The sequence below is a fragment of the Flagellimonas sp. genome, from assembly GCF_965601775.1.
Lineage (GTDB): Bacteria > Bacteroidota > Bacteroidia > Flavobacteriales > Flavobacteriaceae > Flagellimonas.
This window is the reverse complement of record NZ_OZ271837.1, coordinates 602,611-622,658: the sequence shown is the minus strand read 5'-3', so window position 1 is coordinate 622,658 and position 20,048 is coordinate 602,611. Positions and strand designations below refer to the sequence as shown.

Sequence of the window (20,048 nt, the reverse complement as noted above, 5' to 3'; positions counted from 1 at the left end):
GATTACTTATCTAAATTAATTAGTCCTTTAGCCTGTCCTGCCCAATCATCGCGTTGTGCTCTTCCTGGGAATGAGCCTGTAATAGAATCCAAAAGATTGTACTCTCTCTCCGTCATCTTACTTACTTGTAGGAAGGAAAAAATTCCAATTTTATTCAATGTTTTTTCCATCAATGGCCCGATTCCCTTTACCTTTTTCAAATCATCCGGATTTTGGGTGCTGGTATCGAAACTGCCAATAGAACTTAGTAATTGCATTACCGGAGCGCCTGAAAAACCACCGGCAGCTTCCGTCTCTTCCGCTGTTTCCTCAACATCAACTTCAATAATCACCCCATTGGTTGGTTTCGTGTATAATGGTTTTCCTTCTTCACGAAGCCTTTTGAAACGTTCGCCAGAAGCCTTCATGATTGATTTTACTTCTGCCTGGGCAATTACCGGGAAGGTTCTCGAATACAAAAGGAACAACACAAAGAAGAATCCAATAGTTCCAATAAAAATTCCAATATCCACAAAAGTTGGGGAGAACATCGTCCAAGAAGAGGGTAAATAGTCCCTGTGCAAGGAAGTCACGATAATCACAAAACGCTCAAACCACATTCCAATATTCACCACAATGGAAATAAAGAAGGAGAACATGATGCTAGTTCTTAGTTTTTTGAACCACATAAACTGTGGAGAGAACACATTACAGGTCATCATGGACCAGTATGCCCACCAATAAGGTCCAGTAGCCCTATTCAAGAAAGCATATTGTTCATATTCCACACCGGAATACCATGCAATGAACAGCTCTGTAATATATGCACACCCTACAATGGAACCTGTAATCATGATTACAATGTTCATCAGTTCGATGTGTTGTACAGTAATGTATGCCTCAAGGCTACATACCTTCCTCATAATAATAAGAAGGGTCTGTACCATGGCGAATCCTGAGAAAATTGCACCAGCAACGAAGTATGGTGGGAAGATGGTTGTGTGCCATCCTGGAATCACCGATGTGGCGAAGTCAAAGGATACAATGGTATGCACAGAAAGTACCAAAGGAGTGGCCAAACCAGCCAATACCAAGGAAACTTCCTCAAACCGCTGCCAATCTTTAGCTCTACCTGTCCATCCGAAACTTAATAGGCTATATATTTTCTTTTGGAATGGCTTTACTGCTCTATCGCGAATCATAGCGAAATCAGGAAGCAATCCTGTCCACCAGAATACTAACGATACTGATAGATACGTAGAAATCGCAAATACATCCCAAAGCAGTGGTGAATTGAAGTTTACCCAAAGTGAACCAAATTGGTTTGGAATAGGCAGTACCCAATAAGCCAACCAAGGACGTCCCATGTGAATGATTGGGAACAAACCGGCCTGAATTACTGAGAAAATGGTCATTGCTTCCGCGGAACGGTTAATGGCCATTCTCCATTTTTGCCTAAACAGTAAAAGTACAGCAGAAATCAAGGTCCCTGCGTGACCAATACCCACCCACCATACGAAGTTGGTAATATCCCAGGCCCAGTTTACGGTCTTATTGAGACCCCAGACCCCGATTCCGGTTGAAATCGTGTAAATGATACAACCTAGACCCCATAAAAAGGCTACCAGGGCAATACTGAATACAATCCACCAGTGCTTATTGGCCTTTCCCTCAACAGGGCGGGCAATGTCCACGGTTACATCATGGTATCCCTTATCTCCCAGTACTAGGGGCTTTCGAATAGGTGCTTCGTAATGCGACGCCATAATTTATTTTCTAGTTACTTTCTTATTTATTGATTATGCCTCGTTTGTATTTCTCACTTTTACGTGATAGAATACATTAGGTTTGGTTCCAACGTGCTCCAACAAGTGATACATTCTATCATCTTCCTTCAACTCTGCCACTTTACTATGGTCGTCATTAACATCTCCAAAAATGATAGCACCTGAACTACACGCAGAAGAACAAGCTGTTTGGAATTCTCCATCCTTAATCACTCGACCTTCACGCTTCGCATCCAAAATGGTTTTTTGTGTCATCTGAATACACATAGAGCATTTTTCCATGACCCCTCTTGAACGTACGTTGACATCTGGATTGATTACCATTTTGCCCAAATCGTTATTCATGTTGAAGTCAAACTCATCATTGTCACTATATAGGAACCAATTGAATCGACGTACTTTGTACGGACAGTTATTGGCACAATATCTTGTTCCTACGCATCGGTTGTAGGCCATATGGTTCTGACCTTGTCTGCTGTGAGCTGTTGCTGCTACAGGACATACCGTTTCACAAGGTGCGTGGTTACAGTGCTGACACATAACCGGCTGGAATGCCACCTGTGGATTGGTAGAAGGGTCTTCCATTTCTCCAAAACCACCTAAGGCACCATTATCACCCCAAAGTCCTTCCAGTCCATCTTTCTTTTCATTATCCTGCTCAAAGGTTTCTTCTGAAGAATAGTATCTATCAATACGTAACCAGTGCATATCTCTTGAACGGCGCACTTCTTCCTTACCAACAACCGGAACGTTGTTTTCTGCATGACATGCAATCACACATGCCCCACATCCAGTACAGGCATTTAAGTCAATGGACATATTGAAATGGTGCCCAATAGACCTGTCAAATTCTTGCCATAAATCTGCATCAGGAGAGGTAACAGGAATTTCCTGGTGATTCAAAGACACCTCAGGAATATGGTTCCACTCATGTTTATCTTTTGTATTAAAGATTTCAAGCGTGGTTTCCTTGATGATATCTCCACGACCCATCATGGTCTTGTGTAACTGAACACAGGCAAACTCATGCATCCCTGAAGTCTTCTCAATATTTACAGACTGTGTTTCAGTGAAATTCTTATATAAGGAGAAAGCATTAACACCAGTAGCCATTTCGGCTTTCATGCCTGCTTTTCTTCCATATCCAAAGGCAAGTCCCACAGTACCTGGGGCCTGACCGGGTTGAATGATTACCGGAACGTTTTCAAGTACCGTTCCATCAACAGTTAATTTTACGTAGCTACCGTCAAGGCCTCCATTCGCAACATTTTCGTTTTCTAATCCCCACTCAGTGGCGTCAGCTTTGGAAACCGTAAGGTAATTATCCCAAGACACTCTTGAAATTGGGTCTGGAAACTCTTGCAACCAAGGGTTGGCAGCTTGTTTTCCATCACCCATTCCAACCTTAGAGTATAAAATCAATTCCGGACCACTACCACTTGTAGCATTCACCAAGGAGCGAACCGCGGCCGTAATGGACGTCATAGTGGATTCTACTTCCTCCGTTTCTTCCGTAGGGGCATCTTGAACTACCTCATCTTCCATGATAGGAGCTGTTGCGGCAAAAACACCATCTTGCAGTGCTTTGTTCCAACTTCCTCCTTGTAGAATTTCAGCATCCCAAGTCTCACGAATGTATTCGTAATATGTTTTATCACTACCCATCCAAGTCAACAGGGCAGATTGAAATTGTCTTGTATCAAATAGCTCGCGTATCGCTGGCTGGGTTAAACTGTAATGACCTTTTTTAGTTTGTACATCCCCCCAAGATTCTAGGTAATGGGAAGCTGCTGCAACATACTTTGAAGCTTGGGCAGTTTCATCATTATTAAAGGAGAAACTTACCGTGACATCCACTTTTTCCAGACCAGCAACAAATTCATCAGCATTTGGTAAGGTGTATGCAGGGTTAACGCCATCCGTAATCAAAACACCTACTCTACCAGCATTCATATCAGCAACCAACTTGGCCACTTTAGCTGAATCACCTTGACGTACGTATTTAGGACTCTCAACATCAAATGATTCACTGGAAAGCAATTTGTTGATTGCCAAAACAACCATCTGCGCATTGATGTCGTTCAGACCGGTTACTACTACAGCTTTGCTACCTGCCTTGCGAATCTGGGCTACCAAACTATCAACTGCGCCGTCTACATCCGAGGTACCACCACCCACATTACTGCCATTCAATTTGCCATACAACTTGGCCAGAGCAATCTTTTGCTTAGCCGATGACATGGGATATCTCTTGTCAGCATTAGCTCCTGACAAAGACATGTTTCCTTCCAACTGGATGTGCTTGGACATTTTTCCATTTTTGGGAACTCGTCCTTTTGCATACCCACTGTCGTATCCACCACCTTGCCAATCTCCTAAAAAGTCAGCTCCAAAAGAGATGATAAGTTCAGCTTTTTCAAAATCGTAGTCTGCCAAAGCTCTTTCCCCATACATCGCATTAAAAGCATTTAATGCCGCATCTTCGGAAATAGCATCATAAACAACATGGTTCGTATTAGGATATTTTTCTTTGAATTCTGCTATCAAACGGGCCGTAGAAGGACTAGCATAGGTTTGAGTCAACAAGGCAATTTGCTTGTTGGAGTTCGCCAAACTTCCCAATTTGGCACGAACCGTTGCATCCAACACCTTCCATTCAACCGGCTCACCATTTGCGGTAGGGCCTTGAACTCGAGTGCTATCATATAATGACAGTACTGAGGCCTGAACCCTTGCATTGGCTCCTCCATTTACTTTGGCATCTGTATTGTTTTCAATCTTGATGGGTCTACCCTCTCGGGTTTTTACCAAAATACTGGCAAAATCATATCCATCGGCAATAGTGGTTGCGTAATAATTAGCAACACCAGGTACTATATTGTTGGGTTGAAAAACGTAAGGAATGGATTTATGAACAGGCCCTTCGCAAGCCGCTACAGCAGCAGCAGCCGTACTGAACCCTACATATTTCAAAAAGTCCCTTCTATTTGTTGTTGAAGTGGACAAGTTTTCCTTGTCTCCCAAAAACTCATCAACCGGGATGTGTTCCGTGAATTCGTTTTGTTTTAGCGTCTCAACAATGGAATCGTTCGGATTTAGTTCCGCTTCGTTCTTCCAGTATTTCTTGTTTGATGCCATACGATATCTCTGAGATTTATCTTCTTATATTAATAGTGACACTTTCCACATTCTAGACCACCCATCATAGCAGCAGTCAATTCCTCAACACCATACTTCTTGGAAAGTTCAGCGTGGATAGCTTCGTAATATTCGTTCCCTTCAACCTTAACATTGGTTTCACGGTGACAATTGATACACCAACCCATGGTGAGCGGTGAATATTGATACATGATTTCCATTTCCTCAACTGGTCCGTGACAAGTTTGGCATTCGATACCAGCGACGGATACGTGTTGGGAGTGGTTGAAATATGCAAAATCCGGTAAGTTGTGAATTCTTACCCATTCCACAGGCTGGGATTCCCCGGTATATCTTTGATTTTCCTCGTCCCAACCAACAGCTTTGTACAATTTCTTGATTTCACCGGTGTAGAACTCATTGGTATACCCATTTGCCAAATCCTCGGCACTTGGACCTTCCGGATTGCCAGTATATTCATAAATGGATTTGTGGCAATTCATACAAACGTTCAAGGAAGGTATTCCGGAATGCTTGGAAACCCTGGAAGAAGAGTGACAGTATTTACATTCAATCTTATTATCTCCGGCGTGTATTTTGTGCGAATAATGGATGGGTTGAATAGGTGCATACCCTTGGTCCACTCCAACCTGCATCATCCATCCATAGGCAAAATAAGCACTAGCCAATAGCAGGAAAATTGCACTGACCAATACCAAGAACTGATTTTGGGCAAAGGCTTTCCATAGTGGCAGTCGCTTTTCTGCTTTGGCTTTTTCCAGGATTACACCATTGGCTTCTGCAATTCTTCTCAAGGTATTGTTGACCAAAATCAACATAACTACCAAAAGACCAAAAACCAAGGCTAGCGCCCCAAGGATGATTTCGTTGGAAATTCCTCCAGAACTCGCGGTGCCATCTCCATCAGCCACGGCAACAGCAGTTGTCGCAGGCGCCGGAGGGGGAGCAGCGGTATATGCTAAAATGTCATCTATATCCTGATTGCTGAGCGTAGGAAAGGCCGTCATGGCGGCTTGGTTGTACTCTGCGTAAATCTTGTTCGCATAAGCATCACCCGAGGCAATCATTCCGGCACTGTTCTTAATCCAAGCATACAACCACTCCTTATCCAATCCTTCGTCGTCGTATAGTCTTGTTTCCACATTTGCCAGAGCAGGCCCGGTCATTTTTCGATTCAAGGCATGGCAAGCTGCACAGTTCTGATTGAACAACTGTTTCCCTTTTGCAGCATCACCTCCAGCAGCACTGGACTCCTCCACCGCGGTTTCTTCTGCAGCAGCCTCTTCTTGTGAATAAAATGAAGTTGAAAAAAGTAGGAAAGAAAGACCTAAAGCTTTTACTAATAGTTGGCGGTATAAAACCTTTTTCATACTGGCGTAATTTCTATCGAAATTTTTGGTACGGTTTTTTCTACTTTACAGCAATAAAGAGAGAGTTTCTCCGTATTAAAAATTGGACACAAAAGTAAGACATAGCGCCATTTTTTGAAATGTTAAGGGATTTATAAATCATAATTTATAATTATTCTAAATAATACTGTCGCTACTTGTTTAATTATTAAAAAATTACATTTGTACATGTCCCAAATTTTAAGAAAACTTCATTGTATGAAAAGTCTAGTGTTTTTAGGGTGTTTAACGCTTTTTAGTGTAGGTGTTCATGCCCAAAATGGTAGTATCACTATTGAACAAGACCCTAAAATAGATGAGTTGTTAAAAGTGTATGCTTCGGTCAATTCTAAGGCCGAATTTTATCAAATTCAGGTCGGTTTCGGCAGTTATCAAAAGGCTCAGAATCTGAAGACTCGCATCGATCAGGATTTTCCAGGATGGCACTCTAAAATTGAATTTGAGTCTCCAACCTATCGAGTTCGTTTGGGCAAATTCAAAACTAAATTGGAAGCTGAGCGCAAGCTTTTGGAAGTACGGCAAAAGTATCCAGATGCCTTCCTTTTGAAACCGGAAAAAAAAGAGAGAAAATAAAAAAACCCGCTAGTGCGGGTTTTTTTAAAGTGTTTTCTTAACTGCAACTTCTTGGAAGGCTTCTACAATATCTCCTTCCTTGATGTCATTGTAATTTTTGATTTGCAATCCACAGTCATATCCTTTGGATACCTCCTTCACATCGTCCTTAAATCGTTTTAGGGAAGCTAATTCTCCAGTAAGAATGACTACACCATCCCGAATCAAACGAATTTGGGAGTTTCTAAAGACTTTACCACTGGTTACCATACATCCTGCAATAGTACCAATCTTGGAAATCTTAAAGGTTTCACGTATTTCGGCATTACCTGTAATCTCTTCCTTGATTTCCGGTGACAACATACCCTCCATGGCATCCTTCAAATCGTTGATGGCGTCATAAATAATGGAATACATACGGATGTCTATTTCTTCCTTATCAGCAACTGCTCTGGCATTACCCATAGGTCGAACGTTGAATCCAATAATAATCGCGTCAGAAGCACTTGCCAATAACACATCAGATTCCGTGATGGCACCTACAGCCTTATGTATGATGTTAACTTGAATTTCGTCTGTGGATAATTTTTGGAACGAGTCTGTCAAGGCCTCAACAGAACCATCCACATCCCCTTTCAGGATAATGTTGAGCTCTTTAAAGTCTCCCAGCGCAATTCTTCGTCCAATTTCATCCAATGTAATATGCCGTTGGGTTCTAACCGACTGCTCACGTTGTAACTGAGAACGCTTCGCTGCAATCTGTTTTGCCTCACGCTCATCCTCAAGCACGTTAAATCGGTCACCGGCTTGGGGAGCACCATCCAATCCTAGAATGGATACTGGAGTGGCAGGTCCAGCTTTTTTAATGTCCTTTCCGCGTTCATCCTGCATGGCTTTTACTTTACCACTACAAGTACCTGCCAACACATAATCCCCTATTTCCATGGTACCCGCCTGAACCAAAACCGTAGAGACATACCCTCTTCCTTTGTCTAGGAAAGCTTCCACAACCGTTCCTGAAGCTAGTCTATCCGGATTGGCTTTAAGCTCCAATAGCTCTGCTTCCAACAGTACCTTTTCGAGAAGCTCGTTCACTCCCTGTCCCGTTTTGGCAGAAATATCATGGGATTGGATTTTTCCACCCCAATCTTCAACCAAAAGGTTCATGGCGGCAAGTCCTTCCTTAATCTTATCTGGGTTTGCCGTAGGCTTATCAATCTTATTGATGGCGAAAACTATAGGAACTCCGGCTGCTTGAGCATGACTAATCGCTTCCTTGGTCTGAGGCATGATATCATCATCCGCCGCAACCACAATAATCGCAATATCTGTTACTTGCGCACCACGGGCACGCATCGCGGTAAAGGCTTCGTGACCAGGTGTATCCAAGAATGCTATTTTTTGACCATCTTCGAGGGTTACCCCATAGGCTCCGATATGTTGGGTAATACCACCACTTTCACCGGCAATTACATTCTCTTCCCGAATGTAATCCAGCAAAGATGTTTTACCGTGATCAACGTGACCCATTACTGTCACAATCGGTGCTCTTGGTTTTAAGTCTTCTGGAGCATCCTCAACTTCTTCGATGGATTCTTCGATCTCCGCAGTAACAAACTCTACTTGATATCCGAACTCATCAGCAACAATAGAAAGGGTCTCCGCATCCAATCTTTGGTTCATGGTCATCATGATACCCAACGACATACATGCTGAAATAATTTCCGTAGTCGAAACATTCATCATGGTAGCCACCTCATTTACCGTAACGAACTCGGTAACTTTAAGAATCTTGCTTTCCAGTTCCTGTTGTTCAAGGTCCTTTTCGGTTTGCTGCCTATGTTGATCTCTTTTTTCTCTTCGGTATTTGGCTCCCTTTCCTTTGTTGGTTTTCCCTTGAAGTTTTTCAAGGGTCTCTCTAACCTGCTTTTGTACTTCTTCTTCGGTAGGTTCTACTTTCGGAGCAGTACTTCTTTGTCCACCTCTTCTATTTTGACCGTTGTTTCCTCGGTTACCATTACGATTTCCTCCAGGTTGCGGTCCAGTTTTACTGACGATACGTTTTCTACGCTTTTTTCTATCAGCATTACTATCTGAGGCGGTTGTTTCCTTTTTAGGCTCTTCTTTCTTCTTTTTGGGTCTTTCAAACTTGGAAAGATCAATTTTGTCACCGGTAATCTTTGGTCCAGAGAGCTTTTTATATTGCGTCTGAATGGTTTCAGATTCTTTTTCCGTTTCCGTTTCCGTTTCGGATTGCTCCTCAACTTTTGGCTGAGCTTCGGGAGCTTTTTCAACCGGTTTGGTCTCTTCAACCTGAACGTCCGGGGCACTCACCTCAGGAGCACTTTCTTTTGGCGCCTCCTCAACGGGCTCAGAAGCTTCAGGCTTCTTATCCAACTCAATTTTACCTACAGTTTTAGGTCCGGAGAGCTCTGCTTTTGCCTTGATTACTTGGTTTTCTGCATTTCTTCTCTCTCTGGCCAATCGGCGTTCTTCCTGTTCTTGTTCCATCTGGATTCGAAGCGCTTCCTTCTCCTTCCGTTTTTCTTCCCCGACCTCTTTGGAAGCAACTTTTTTGCTCTTATCCGTTTGAAACTCATCCAACAAGACCTGATACACTTCATCACTGATTTTAGTGGTTGGACGCGCCTCAATATCGTGGCCCTGGGATGCCAAATGATCCACAGCCCTGTCCAATGAAATGTTCAGCTCTCTCAGAACTTTATTAAGTCGTATTGTTGGGTTTCCTGCCATATATACTTTTTCCTGCCCTTAAATTCGGTGCTAATATACTAGTTTAATCTTCAAACTCTTCTTTGAGGATACGAACTACATCATGGACGGTTTCATCCTCCAAATCAGTACGTTTTATTAAATCCTCCACATCTTGTTCCAACACACTACGTGCTGTATCCAAACCAATCTTTTTGAACTCTTCAATTACCCAGCTTTCTATCTCATCTGAGAATTCCGTCAATTCCACATCTTCTTCCACACCTTCACGGAACACATCGATTTCATAACCAGTGAGTTGTCCTGCTAGTCGGATGTTGTGACCTCCTCTACCAATCGCCTTGGAAACCTCCTCTGGCTTTAGGTATACCTGAGCTGTTTTCTTCTCGTCATTCAATTTAACGGAAGATACTCTTGCCGGACTTAACGCCCGAGTTACCATCAACTGTGAATTGTTGGTCCAATTTATTACATCAATATTTTCGTTCCCCAGTTCGCGCACAATGCCATGTATTCTGGAACCTTTCATTCCTACACAGGCACCAACCGGGTCAATTCTATCATCATAGGAATCAACCGCAACCTTGGCTTTTTCTCCTGGGATACGAACTGCTTTTTTAATGGTAATCAAGCCATCAAATACTTCAGGAATTTCCTGGAAGAATAATTGCTCCAAGAATATCGGTGAAGTCCTCGACATGATTATAGCCGGTTTGTTCCCTTTTAATTCTACACTTTCGATAACACCACGAACATTGTCTCCTTTTCTGAAGAAATCGGAAGGTATCTGTTTTTCCTTGGGAAGAATGATTTCATTTCCTTCATCATCCAACAAAATAATGGCCTTATGACGAATGTGATGTACCTCAGCGGTATAAATCTCACCTTCTAAGTCCTTAAATTGTTTATATATAGTGGTATTGTCATGCTCATGAATCTTAGAAATCAGATTCTGACGTAACGCTAAAATAGCACGACGTCCCAAGTCCATCAACTTCACTTCTTCGGACACATCTTCGCCTACCTCAAAATCGGGCTCAATTTTTCTCGCCTCGCTCAAAGAAATTTCCTCATTGGGTTCTTCAACCGCTCCATCTTCAACTACAATACGGTTTCTCCAGATTTCCAAATCCCCTTTATCGGGGTTGATGATGATATCGAAATTCTCATCAGAACCAAATTTCCGCTTTAAGGCACTTCGGAACACTTCCTCCAAAATTGCCATTAGGGTAACCCTATCAATAAACTTATCGTCCTTAAATTCCGAAAAGGATTCGATGAGCGCTAGGTTTTCCATTTTTGAACTACATTAAAATTTTAATACAACTTTTGCTTCTTCAATTTCAGAAAACACAATATCCTGTTGTTTCTGAACCGTTACCTTTCCCTTTCCTACTGGTTTAGGCTCACGTGCCTTCCATTCAAGGGTAATATGTGCTTCTGTTACTTGGGCCAGGTCCCCTTCAAACTCCTCGCTTGAAGTTTTGACCTTTAATTTTCTTCCCAAGTTCTTCTTATACTGTCTTGGTAGTTGAAGTGGTGAAGTGGCTCCCGCAGAAGTAACTTCTAAAGAAAAGTCCTCTTCTTCCCTATCCAAATTATGTTCAATTGCCCGGCTGATATTCATGCAATCTTTGAGATTTACACCTTCATCCCCGTCAATTACCACTTTAATGGTGTTATCTCCTCCCACTGTAAAATCTATCAAGAACAAGGAAGGATGTGCTTCCAATGCCCTTTCCAATAATTTGGTGACTTTTTCCTTCAACATAGAATCAAGTATAAGTAATAAAAGAGGGGACTCGAAGTCCCCTCATGAATATCCTTATCCGTTCAGTGGTGCAAATATATAAATAAAACGTCTTAGTACAAAAAGTTCAAAGCCGTAATGTCATTGCTATTAAACTCACCATCCACGCCACTGTTAAAACATGCCAACATAAGCGATGTTGGGTCAAAGCCCGTAGGTGTTCCAGGTATTGGATTGGCACCAAAAGGAGCCACACCCTCATTGACATTTTCACCGCAGCTTTGCCTACTAAACCAATCCGTGTGCCTAAACCCTATGGAATGCCCTATCTCGTGGGTAATCACATGCTCATTCACATTGGTAGAGAATCCACTCAATCCATAAATCTGTATGAACTTATTTGGATTGCCAGCACTTGGAAAACCAGCAACTCCACCACTTCGGCCAGGATTGTTGATGGTATTGTTGTACACTACCATGTCCTTATCACCAAAATTGGTCCCGAAGGTCAGATTCAACCTTATGCTTAGGTTCAATCGATTGTAGTTGTTTACAGCCCATTGTAGCGCGGTACGCTCTTTACTCGATAAGGCAAATGGACTACCTGTATAGCCAATAATAGTCAATGTTCTGGGGTTCACAAGATTATTGGTGTGGTACTGTCCCACCGAACGGTCTAGAGAGGCAATGTAGTCAAACTGTTCCTTTGAGATTGCAATATCATTTTCAATTCCATACCGCTGCTCTACTGTACCATCCGGTAGATGGAAGTCCACAATTTTTACTTCTCCAACATTAAAATAATTGCTTTTGAATACATCGGTTACTTCTTCCGTTATCTCCAATTTTGGAGCTTCAAGGACTTCAGAGGTTTCAATACTAGTTTGCGGGGTCGTTTGCGTATCAATGGAGTCCTTATCACATGCGTTTAGGGCAAAAAGCATCGTTAAGGCACCAGATACCATTTTAATTCGTCTCATAAAATGTAGAATCTAGTTAATAAATAGGTTAAAATTCATAAGTAATTTACTACATTTTTTGAAGTAATTAGCATTTTGTTAACAAATTATGATAGAAATTAAATTTACATCCTTCTAATTGCGGCCTTAGCCCTTGGTCTGATTCTATGAGCCAACTCTCAATAATATTGTATATTTGTAGTAAACGATATGAATGAGGATTAGGGCTGAGATTACCAGCAATTATATTAACGAGACGGATCACAAAGTAGCCCTAGTGGCGAATGCCCTGGCACACCCTCTACGAATGGCATTAGTGCGCTACCTAAGCACCAAAAATTACGGTCGGGGAGTTGATAACGTAACCTGTAATAAGGACCTTGTTCAAATGTTCGATTATTCGCAGAGCACTATTTCGCAACATGTAAAAATCCTAAAGGAAGCTGGTCTTTTTATCACGGAAAGCAAAGACAAGTTTACCTTTTATACCCTCAATAAAGAATTGCTGGAAGAATTTCGGGAATCCCTAAAACTGTAACTCCGCCTAAGTATTAATTTGCTGTTAAATCCCTTTTGGGTTTTCTAGGTTTGATTAAATTCGTTTATCGCTTATTAACGATTTATAACTAAAAACGAATGTCATGATCCAAAAAACAGTACTCTTTTTCGCCTTGTTGACCCTAAGCTCAAGTTTGGGCCAAATTACTCCCTTAGAACCCGTAAAAGCTCACTATAAAAGTTTGCAAAAATTAAGTTCCAAACCTAACCCAGAACGTGCGGCTTTGGACAAAATTAGCTTCCCTCCTTCGGAGTATAGCAGTGGTAGTTTAATCTATACTATGGTCAGTCCGGCTTACCTATCTCCACTTCAAGTAGAAAGTCTCAAACAGAGTGTTCAATATCCCGCTAATTCTTCAGACCAAACCCGAGCTGAATTGGATTTTCTTTTAGAGTGGCAAAAAAAACGAAGTCCTGAACAAGTAGATCGTTCCAAAAACTTTTTGGCACCCATTGGATATTGGCCCCATGCGGCAGTGCTCAAAAATCATAATCGATATGAGGAAAACATGAATCATCTTTTTTATGAAGGAAGAACGGTAATGGGTGATGAATGTACTCCAGAAAATTACCCACATACTGCCAAATTGTTGCAGGGAGTCACCAAGGATATGCGAATTATGGAGTTTACCGTAAAGTATCATTTATTACGGGCTCGACCCTATCATTTAGAACCGTATTTGCAGCCTCTGGCTCGGGTTTCCTCCCCTTCTTTTGCCAGCGGACATACCCTTTGGGCCTATATCCAGGCATTCACTTGGAGTGAATTGATTCCAGCGAAAAGGGCCGAATTTTTGGAGTTAGCTTATGAGGTAGGTGAATCACGTGAAATTATGGGAATTCACTACCCAAGCGATGAGGAGGCAGCAAGAGTGTTGGCACACAGCATGCTTGTAGCCATGTGGGAAAATTCAGAATTCCAGGCAGATTTAAAGCGAGCCAAAGGGGAATGGAGGTGAATTTTAGAATCCTTCCAGCTCGAAAACTGCTAGGTAGTATCGTTTCTCTTTATGATTGCCACGAGGTATACAAATAGAAGCATACTCTGGAACATATTGAAGGTCTCCCAAATAATCACCACCTTGATGAAGCAATTTTGATTTTCCTTTTGCGTCTAGATGCCACAGGGATGAACCTTCAACAGTACTAATCAAATAACCATCTTGACCATCCGGCCAAAGCCCATCAATATCTTGTATTGGTGGGTTTGATGTTATTTCACGAATTTCTTTGGTTTCTATATTAATTGAAGAAAGTAACGTCCCGCCAACCCAAACCTGTTGATTTGTAGCAAATATTCCATTGGCCCATTGGAGTGCTTTCTCATCTTGCAACCATAACTTAAGGGTATCTCCTTCAACCTTGAATACGGCATGCACAAAAGAAGCGGTGACATAAACTTCGCCTCTTGGGTTGATGGCCACGTCATTTAATCCTGAATTTTCAATAGGTTCGGGATATTTTTTGATCACCTTGCCACTTGAAATATCGATTACCTTAAGTTGATTTACATCGGCGACCCAGAGTTGACCATTCTTTATGGCCATTCCCGTAGGCCGACTTAAACTTTCCACCCATTTGAGTTGTTCCAACTCACCATTCTTATTAAACTTTGAAATATATCCCTTTGTCCCTGGTGCAAAATTTTCACCATTAGAGACATACAAACAGTTGTTTTGAGCATCAAAAACTACACTTTCAACATTGGTCATTCCCATGCCTTCTCCCCACTTTTTCATTTTAGGGTTTATACTTTGAGCAAAACCGTTCAAGGTCAAACAAAATGCAAAAACCATCAAAAAATTCCTAAGCGCTATCATATAACCCATCGATTCATTTTAAAATTAACAAAACCTTGTAAAACCTGAGGGTTGAATAATATTATATTCGCTTATAAGCAATAAACGATTTAATTATGTTACCTAGCCAAAACCTATTGCTCGTGCTCTGTATTGTTATATTCTTTACAGGCTGTGCCGAAAAATCCGAAGAAACAAGATTCATTAAGTCTATTCCTATTTTTGAAGAAATTACCGAAGGTAGAATTGCTACTGACGGTGGTCTTTCGCGTGGCATTGCATGGGGTGATTTTGATGGAGATGGAGACCCTGACCTATATGTGTGCAACTCTAGCGGACAATGGAACGCACTTTATCGGAACAATGGGGACGGCACATTCAAAAAAATGACAGAGGGTGGTTTTGACGTTAAAGTGTTTTCCGAATTGGTGAGACATGGCGGAAGTGCCCAAGGGGCCAATTGGGTAGATTACGACAACGACGGAGACTTAGACCTTTATGTAGTAGGTCGGGATGATGAACCCAACTTTCTATTTAACAACATCGACAATTTAGGATTCACCCAGATTACAAATCATCCCTTAACCGAAGAAGGTATCCGCGCCTCCATGGCTTGTTGGGCCGATATCGAAGGGGATGGGGATTTGGATGTATTCATCGTGGCTTCTGGAAAGGGCCCCAATCGGGTTTACGAAAACTTGGGCGGTGGTAATTTTCTTTTTTTGGAGGAACATGTCCTATCAGAAGGTACAGGTCGCGCGCGTGCCTGCGCATGTGGAGATGCCAATGGAGATGCGCTACCTGAGTTTTATATTGCCAATGCCCAGGCAGCCAATAACTACTATAAAAATCTAGGTAATTGGGAGTTCCAAAAAGTGGTAAAGGGGCATTTTGTTCAAGACGTTGGGTATTCCTACGGTGTTTCTTGGGCCGATTATGATGACGATGGGGATTTGGACCTGTTTTTAGCCAATTTTGATAAAAAAAACTTTCTTTACAATAATGATGGGCTTGGAAATTTAAACCCGGTAAAGGAAGGTCCGGTATCCCATCAAACAGGGGGTGCCTCCAAAGGGCACTCTTGGGGTGACTATGACAATGACGGTGATTTGGACCTTTATGTGGCCAACGGTACCTATCGACCTGAAATGTTCAATTTTTTCTACTTGAATAAAGGCGATGGCACCTTTGAACAAGACTTTAGCGGGCATTTACTAAAACATGCGGACACCTCTGCTGGTGCAGCCCATGCCGATTTTGACCGGGATGGCGACCTGGATATTTTTGTGGCCAATTGGGGCAGCTCAGACCAAGTGAACCGATTTTATAAAAACACAACCAAAGGCAAAAATTGGATAAGTATGCGATTGGTGGGAACAAAAAGTAATCGTTTCGGGATTGGAACCAAGGTTTCCCTATTTCTTAGTGAAAAAGTGCAGTACCGTTGGATGTATCCTGTTACGGGTTACGCTAGTCAGAATGATTACGAACTCCATTTTGGACTCGATAAGTCCTCTAAAATCGATTCATTAAAAATTGAATGGCCTTCAGGGCATGTTGATGTGCATCCAAATCCCAAAATCAATGTGCATTTTATGGCCATGGAGTCAGGTTCCTTGGAACCTAGTAATTAGAGGGTACAGCAGAATTCTATCTGAAAAGAAAAACTCCCTTGCTTAAGGGAGTTTTGCGAATTCTTGTTGGCCTACTAGGACTCGAACCTAGAATGACTGGACCAAAACCAGTAGTGTTGCCAATTACACCATAGGCCAATACCACTTTTGAGCGTGCAAATTTAAAACAAAGTTTTTGTTGGGCAAATATTTTGGAAAGATTCCCTCATAATTCTGGTCATGTTTCATGTTAAAGCTTTTCCAAAAACAGCCAAGGGTCTGTGGGAGATTTACTAAATTCGCCCCAACTTGGTAAACACCAACTTTATGTTTGCAAAAGACTTCAAAAAATGGGACACCCTTTTAGGATGGGTGTCTTTTACTATAGCATTTATCGTCTATGCCCTAACCGTTGAGCCCACTGGAAGTTTTTGGGATGCTGGGGAATACATAACCACCTCCGCCAAATTACAGGTGGGACACCCTCCTGGAGCTCCATTATTGCAAATGATAGGTGCCTTTTTTGCCATGTTTGCCTTTGGTGACACTTCAAAAATTGCGTTGATGGTCAATTCTGTATCCATCGTTTCAAGTGCTTTTGCCGTGCTTTTTACATTTTGGATTATCACTAATCTGACTCGGAAAATGGTAGTGAAGAAAAAACCACTGACCAATAGCAAAGCTATTGCTGTATTTGGAAGCGGATTGGTTGGTGCCCTTACTTTTACTTTTTCAGATAGTTTTTGGTTCAACGCAGTGGAAACTGAGGTATATGCCATGGCCAGTTTTATTATGGCTTTGCTGCTGTGGTTGGGCCTAAAATGGACCGACAATTTGGATGATAAAAGAGGAAACAAATGGTTATTGCTCATCTGCTTTTTGGTTGGCTTCACTTTCGGAATACAGTTTATGGGCTTCCTGGCCATTCCTTCCATCGGATTGCTCTATTATTTCAAAAAATACAAAACCACAACGGTAAAGAATTTTCTTTTGGCCAATATCGTAGTGATTACGCTATTGATATTGGTATATAAATTCTCCCTGACCTATGTGCTCAAGCTATTTGGCTGGAGCGAGGTTTTCTTTATCAATACGATTGGGTTGCCCTTCAATTCAGGAACGATAATCATGGGTATTCTGTTTATAGCAGCCTTCTACTTTGGATTGCGATATACAAGAAGGAATCAATTTTACATGGGTAACACCATCGTACTTTGTATTATGTTCTTAATTCTGGGCTTCTCGTCTTGGTTGATGCTCCCGATTCGAGCCAATGCTGATACGGTGGTAAATGAAAATGATCCATCAGATGCACGTTCTCTTCTGGCGTATTACAATCGAGAGCAGTATCCAGGAGTAGAAAGTCCGTTCTATGGAGCTTATTATTCAGATACTTTCGCACCGGCTGGAGAAGATATAGATGACCGACCCAAGTATGAAAAAGATGAAAAATTGGGCAAATATGTAATTGTAAATAATTATAAAAATGCCCTACAAGGTCCCAATGCAAAGCATGTTGGCCTTTTGCCCAGACTATGGAGTGACCAACACGCAGAAAACTACATGCGCTATTTCGACGTCTTGGATTTTAGAATAAAGTCCGAATATATTTCAAACAACGAACTGCGCGAAGCCGTGGCTCAATTTAAAGCAGCACACGCCCAAGGTGAACTGGATACGGACCAATACATACGCTTTTTACGGGATTTTAGCGAGTACATTGAAGTGGAACCCCCTACCCTATGGCAGAACATACAATATCTGTTTGAGTTTCAGTTTGGCTACATGTATATGCGCTATTTTATGTGGAACTTTGTAGGTCGCCAAAATGATGTGCAAGGTCGTTATGATGGCAATGGAAACTGGTTAAGTGGCATTGGTTTTATGGACAGTGTCCGTTTGGGCAGTCAAAAGAATCTGCCTAGCGATTGGAAAAACAACAAAGCGAGAAACACCTATTTCTTCCTCCCTTTGATTCTTGGTATCATCGGAATTGTTTTTCAGATTTCACGAGACCCCAAACAATTTTGGGTACTCTTTGTCTTTTTCATGTTTACCGGATTGGCCATTCAATTCTACACCAACCCTTACATTTTTCAACCCAGGGAACGGGATTATTCTTTGGTAGGTTCCTTCTTTATATTTTGCATTTGGATAGGTCTTGGGGTATATGGATTGTTTGATGAGTTTAGAAAGCTACTTTCAGCCAAAATAGCTGCCCCGGTAATTACTACACTTTGCTTATTGGCGGTTCCCCTGCTCATGGGCTTCCAAAATTGGGATGACCACGACCGGTCCAATAGATATACTGCTCAGTCTGCAGCCAAAGCGTATCTAGATTCCTGTCAAGAGGATGCTGGAGCCATTTTGTTTACCATTGGGGATAACGACACCTTCCCTTTGTGGTATGCCCAAGAAATTGAGGGATACAGAACTGATGTTCGAATTGTGAACACCAGTCTCTTTGCCACAGATTGGTATATAGACCAAATGAAGCGCCAAGCATATGAAAGTGAACCCATTCCGTCCCAGTTGACCCATGATAAATACCATTACGGTGCACGGGATGCCATTTATCACCAAGCAATCACCGACAATAGATGGAACATCAAGGATTTTATCAATTGGGTTGGCAGCGATAAACCCCAAACCAAATTGAAATACCTTTTTGAAAAGCAAGGGGCTGACCTCAGCCAATATTCTGAAGGAACGCTGGATATTGTTTATTATCCCACTAACAAAATCAGGGTTCCTGTTAACAAACAAAATGTCTTGGAAAGTGGTCTAGTCAAACAGGAAGATGCCGATCAGATTGTGGATTATATTGATATAGACCTTCCTCAAAGCGCACTTCCCAAAAATAGAATTTTGATGTTGGACCTTATTGCCAACAATGATTGGAAAAGGCCTATCTACTTTTCAGGGGGAAGTTTCGACAAAGCAGAATATATCTGGATGAAAGATTACCTGCAATTGGACGGTTTGGTCTACAAACTTGTTCCTATTCGAACGGAAAGTCGTAATAGTTTTGAAATGGGTCGAATAGACAGTGATTTAATGTATGATATTGTCAAAAATTGGGATTGGGGCAATTCTGGTAGCACAGAAATTTATCATGACCCCCAAACGCGTTCCCAGGGGCTTTCGTTTAGAAGCAATCTAGCCCGACTCACCGAAACGCTTATTGCGGAGAACAAAATAGAAAAGGCAAAGGATGTTATCGATATTACCATGACCAATCTTCCTTTTGAATTTTTTGGTTTTTATGCCTTTGTTGAACCTTTCTTGGATGGGTATTACAAAGTAGGTGAGACAGAAAAAGCCAGAGAACTTTATGAGAAGTTGCGAAAGGTATACCAAGAGCGTTTAGATTATTATGCCAGCGCTCCTTTGGACGAGCAATACGAAAAGTTGGATGATATCCTTTCAGACATGCAGGCGTATCGTCGCAACATTGATATCCTAATTGAAAATGAAGACAGGGAGTATGCAGAAAAAGAAACGGTTACTTTCAATTCCTTTATTGACAAATTTTCCCAGTTTGTTGGGGATGATGAAGAGGATTTCTTTGAGGAACCCATTGTTGACCCCGACATGGTGGATTCCATACCTCTGGACAGCATAAATACCGTAGATTCTATACCTGACTCAGTACAGTAGCGGAACTTTTTCTTGATTAGCATAATCTTCTGTTAAATGGAAAGCTCCGGGCTTATGCTCCGACTATATCGCTAAATAATAAATACAATT

General features: G+C 41.7%; 13 protein-coding genes and 1 tRNA gene. 5 read left to right on the top strand and 9 right to left on the bottom strand.

The window, feature by feature from the left end; all coding sequences use genetic code 11:
• Window positions 1-2: 2 nt before the first annotated feature.
• The 3 genes from nrfD to ACSLUF_RS02995 are packed head-to-tail and all read right to left on the bottom strand — an operon-like array spanning window position 3 to window position 6,295.
• Window positions 3-1,745, bottom strand: a complete 1,743-nt coding sequence (gene nrfD / locus ACSLUF_RS03005; RefSeq protein WP_435624653.1) for an NrfD/PsrC family molybdoenzyme membrane anchor subunit — start codon at window positions 1,743-1,745, stop codon at window positions 3-5.
• A gap of 33 nt (window positions 1,746-1,778) precedes the next feature.
• Window positions 1,779-4,904, bottom strand: coding sequence for a TAT-variant-translocated molybdopterin oxidoreductase (locus tag ACSLUF_RS03000; RefSeq protein WP_435624652.1), 3,126 nt, complete (start codon window positions 4,902-4,904; stop codon window positions 1,779-1,781).
• A 29-nt stretch (window positions 4,905-4,933) separates the two neighbouring features.
• Window positions 4,934-6,295 (bottom strand): c-type cytochrome, encoded by a 1,362-nt coding sequence (locus ACSLUF_RS02995; protein WP_435624651.1) that lies wholly within the window; start codon window positions 6,293-6,295, stop codon window positions 4,934-4,936.
• Window positions 6,296-6,532: 237 nt separating this feature from the next.
• On the opposite strand from ACSLUF_RS02995, the gene ACSLUF_RS02990 reads away from it, so the two are divergent.
• Window positions 6,533-6,907 (top strand): SPOR domain-containing protein, encoded by a 375-nt coding sequence (locus ACSLUF_RS02990; RefSeq protein ID WP_435624650.1) that lies wholly within the window; start codon window positions 6,533-6,535, stop codon window positions 6,905-6,907.
• A 24-nt stretch (window positions 6,908-6,931) separates the two neighbouring features.
• On the opposite strand, the gene infB is transcribed toward ACSLUF_RS02990, so the two are convergent.
• From infB to ACSLUF_RS02970, 4 genes are all read right to left on the bottom strand, one after another.
• Window positions 6,932-9,640 carry a translation initiation factor IF-2 gene (gene infB / locus ACSLUF_RS02985; RefSeq protein ID WP_435624649.1) on the bottom strand — a complete coding sequence of 903 codons (2,709 nt, stop codon included), beginning with the start codon at window positions 9,638-9,640 and terminating at the stop codon, window positions 6,932-6,934.
• Window positions 9,641-9,683: 43 nt separating this feature from the next.
• Entirely contained in the window at window positions 9,684-10,916 is a 1,233-nt protein-coding gene (gene nusA, locus ACSLUF_RS02980; RefSeq protein ID WP_435624648.1) for a transcription termination factor NusA, read from the bottom strand.
• A 12-nt stretch (window positions 10,917-10,928) separates the two neighbouring features.
• The gene (gene rimP, locus ACSLUF_RS02975) at window positions 10,929-11,390 is read right to left on the bottom strand and encodes a ribosome assembly cofactor RimP (protein ID WP_435624647.1); all 462 of its coding nucleotides are present in this window, start codon (window positions 11,388-11,390) and stop codon (window positions 10,929-10,931) included.
• Between the two features lie 92 nt (window positions 11,391-11,482).
• Entirely contained in the window at window positions 11,483-12,349 is an 867-nt protein-coding gene (locus ACSLUF_RS02970; protein WP_435624646.1) for a M57 family metalloprotease, read from the bottom strand.
• Between the two features lie 193 nt (window positions 12,350-12,542).
• On the opposite strand from ACSLUF_RS02970, the gene ACSLUF_RS02965 reads away from it, so the two are divergent.
• On the top strand, window positions 12,543-12,866 hold the full coding sequence (locus ACSLUF_RS02965; RefSeq protein ID WP_435624645.1) for an ArsR/SmtB family transcription factor: 324 nt from the start codon (window positions 12,543-12,545) through the stop codon (window positions 12,864-12,866).
• Window positions 12,867-12,969: 103 nt separating this feature from the next.
• Entirely contained in the window at window positions 12,970-13,845 is an 876-nt protein-coding gene (locus tag ACSLUF_RS02960) for a phosphatase PAP2 family protein (protein WP_435624644.1), read from the top strand.
• 3 nt (window positions 13,846-13,848) lie between these two features.
• Here ACSLUF_RS02960 and ACSLUF_RS02955 read toward each other — a convergent pair whose 3' ends face one another.
• Window positions 13,849-14,625: a hypothetical protein gene (locus ACSLUF_RS02955; RefSeq protein ID WP_435624643.1), complete on the bottom strand. Its 777-nt coding sequence runs from the start codon at window positions 14,623-14,625 to the stop codon at window positions 13,849-13,851.
• Between the two features lie 203 nt (window positions 14,626-14,828).
• On the opposite strand from ACSLUF_RS02955, the gene ACSLUF_RS02950 reads away from it, so the two are divergent.
• Window positions 14,829-16,319, top strand: a complete 1,491-nt coding sequence (locus ACSLUF_RS02950; protein WP_435624642.1) for a CRTAC1 family protein — start codon at window positions 14,829-14,831, stop codon at window positions 16,317-16,319.
• 66 nt (window positions 16,320-16,385) lie between these two features.
• Here ACSLUF_RS02950 and ACSLUF_RS02945 read toward each other — a convergent pair.
• Window positions 16,386-16,457: transfer RNA gene (locus tag ACSLUF_RS02945), tRNA-Gln, on the bottom strand.
• 168 nt (window positions 16,458-16,625) lie between these two features.
• Here ACSLUF_RS02945 and ACSLUF_RS02940 point away from each other — a divergent pair.
• Window positions 16,626-19,958 carry a glycosyltransferase family 117 protein gene (locus ACSLUF_RS02940; protein ID WP_435624641.1) on the top strand — a complete coding sequence of 1,111 codons (3,333 nt, stop codon included), beginning with the start codon at window positions 16,626-16,628 and terminating at the stop codon, window positions 19,956-19,958.
• The last annotated feature ends 90 nt before the right edge of the window (window positions 19,959-20,048 follow it).